A 2,288-nucleotide genomic window follows, 5' to 3' on the forward strand; every position below is an offset into this window, starting at 1 on the left:
GGGTGTAGCTCGTTTGCAGTGACTGGCTGAGCTGGGCGTTCGCTGTCCTGGGCTGTTTGATCGTAAAACCGCCTTCTACTGTGGGTGCAGGCGCGCGAGGCGGTGGTAGCGATGGGGTCGTTGCTGGAGGAGCTGGCGCGGCGGCAAGCCGAAGCCCGCCGGCGGATCGAGGAGCTTGGCCGGCAGCTCGCGGAGGTGCAGGCGCGGCTGGAGGCCGAGGAAGAGGGGCTGTCTCGGCTGCTGATCGCCTCCGAGGTGGTGGAGGACATTCTGGGCGGGCAGGGCCGTCTTGCCGCCGATCCCGTCCTGGGAAGCGAGGATGCCGGCTCCGCCGATGCTGGGCAGGACGGCCAAGATGGCAAGACCGAGGCGGTGCGGCGGGGCGTGGTGACGGTGCCGGCGTGGCGTGAGGATCTCGGGCCGTCGGTGTTGCCGCGGGCGTATCGGGATGTGCTGGAGGTGCTTGCCGATGCCGGGCGGGCGATGCGGGCGGGGAAGATCTCGGCCGCGTTGGGGCGGGGTGAGTCGGCCGCGGCGGTGGAAGGGTTGCGGGGCAAGCTGCGGCGGCTGGTGGAACGCGGCTGGCTGGCGCAGGACGAGCCCGGGCTGTTCGCCTTGACCGAGCCGGTTGCTCGGCAGATCGCCCGATAGGCGGGCACGGGGCGGGCGGTGGCGCGTCACCGTGATGTGCCGGTGGTGGTGGTTGGCGGAGGGCTCTTACTTGCCGGAGGTTCGAAGGTGCGACCCAGTCGAATCGACCGGCAAGGAAGAGCCGATGACACCGTACGACACCGCGCTCAGAGCTGACTGCTTTGCAACCTCGAGGAAGTTGTTCGATCTTCTGCTCGCCGAACTGGCCGATCCGGTCACCGGCGGGCTGTCCCACGCCGAGCTGGAGATCTGGTGTGAGCAGCGGGGCCGCCGGCTGGTGCGGCAGCTGCTGCAGGATCATCTGGACCTGCGCGCGGACCGGGAGGAGGCCCGCCTGGCGGCCGTGCATCCGCCCGGAAGGCTGGAGAAGGGGCATCACCGGCTGCTGGCCACCGTGGTGGGCACGGTGGTGGTGCGCCGCTGCGCGCTGCGAGCGCCGGGCCGGCGCAACCGGTATCCGGCCGACGATCTGCTGGCGCTGCCTGCGGGGCGGCACAGCCACGGGCTGGCGCGGCTGGCGGTGGCCGAGGCGGTGCGCGGCTCGTTCGACGCCGCGCATGCCGCGATCACCGACCGGTGCGGGAACGTGATCGGCAAACGGCAGATCGAAGAGCTGGTCATCGCCGCCGCGGCCGATGTTGAGGCCTTCTATGCCGTCCGCGTCCCGGTGCCGCGCGCCGCCACTGAGCTGCTGGTGCTCAGCACCGACGGCAAGGGCATCGTGATGCGGCCCGAGGCGCTGCGGCCGGCCACCCGAGCGGCCGCCGCCCGGCACCGCGGGCGCTTCCACACCCGCCTGGCTTCCGGTGAGAAGCCCTATCGCAAGCGCATGGCCACCCTGGCGGTGGTCTACGACGCGGAGCCCGCGCCCCGCCGCCCGCACGATGTGATCAGCCTCGGTGAGCGCAGCGGCGCCCGCCGGGTGCGGGCCGGGCCGCGCGCGTCCGGAAAGTGGGTCTACGCCTCGGTCATCGACTCCGCCGAGCAGGTGATCGCCTTCATGTTCGACCAGGCCGAGGCCCGCGACAGCCTGCATGCGCGCACCTGGGTGGTGCTGGCCGATGGTGACCACCACCAGCTGCAGCTCCTGCAGGCCGAGGCCGACCGCCGCGACGTCCGCATCCATGTCGTCTGCGACCTGATCCACGTGCTGGAATACCTCTGGCGCGCGGCCCGTTGCCTGCACACCGCCGAGGACCCGGCCGCTGAGCAACGCGTCGCCGGCTGGGCGCTGGTCCTGCTGGCCGGCCGCATCGAGGAGGTGATCGCCGACCTGACAGCCCGCACGACCAGCCGAGGTGATGCTCTGTCCGCCGCGGCCCGCTACCTGACCAGCCACCGCGCGTTCCTGCGTTATGACCAGGCGCTGGAGCAGGGCTGGCCGATCGCCACCGGCGTGGTGGAGGGAAGTGCCCGCTACCTGATCGGCGACCGCCTGGACATCACCGGAGCCCGGTGGGGGCTGGCCGGAGCCGAGGCCGTTCTGAAGCTCCGCGCTCTGATCGCCAACAACGACCTCGACCAGTACTGGATCTTCCACGTCGACCGCGAGAACCAGCGCGTCCACCACAGCCGTCACCAGGACGAATACACCCTCGGCGCCTGATCGAATAAGTCACTGCAAAAGAGCTACACCC

2 protein-coding genes are annotated in these 2,288 nt (G+C 71.0%); both read left to right on the forward strand.

Going from position 1 to position 2,288, the window contains the following annotated elements; all coding sequences use genetic code 11:
• Window positions 1-84 precede the first annotated feature (84 nt).
• Window positions 85-651, forward strand: a complete 567-nt coding sequence (locus tag ABFX54_RS56350; protein ID WP_346115564.1) for a hypothetical protein — start codon at window positions 85-87, stop codon at window positions 649-651.
• Window positions 652-775: 124 nt separating this feature from the next.
• The gene (locus ABFX54_RS56355) at window positions 776-2,257 is read left to right on the forward strand and encodes an ISKra4 family transposase (protein WP_346115565.1); all 1,482 of its coding nucleotides are present in this window, start codon (window positions 776-778) and stop codon (window positions 2,255-2,257) included.
• Window positions 2,258-2,288: the final 31 nt, after the last annotated feature.

This window comes from Nonomuraea maheshkhaliensis (genome assembly GCF_039529435.1).
In the GTDB taxonomy this organism is placed as follows: Bacteria; Actinomycetota; Actinomycetes; order Streptosporangiales; family Streptosporangiaceae; genus Nonomuraea; species Nonomuraea maheshkhaliensis.

Excerpts from the sequence above, each read along its gene's own strand:
- ABFX54_RS56355 (WP_346115565.1), top strand. The coding sequence starts at position 776 with ATGACACCGTACGACACCGCGCTCAGAGCTGACTGCTTTGCAACCTCG.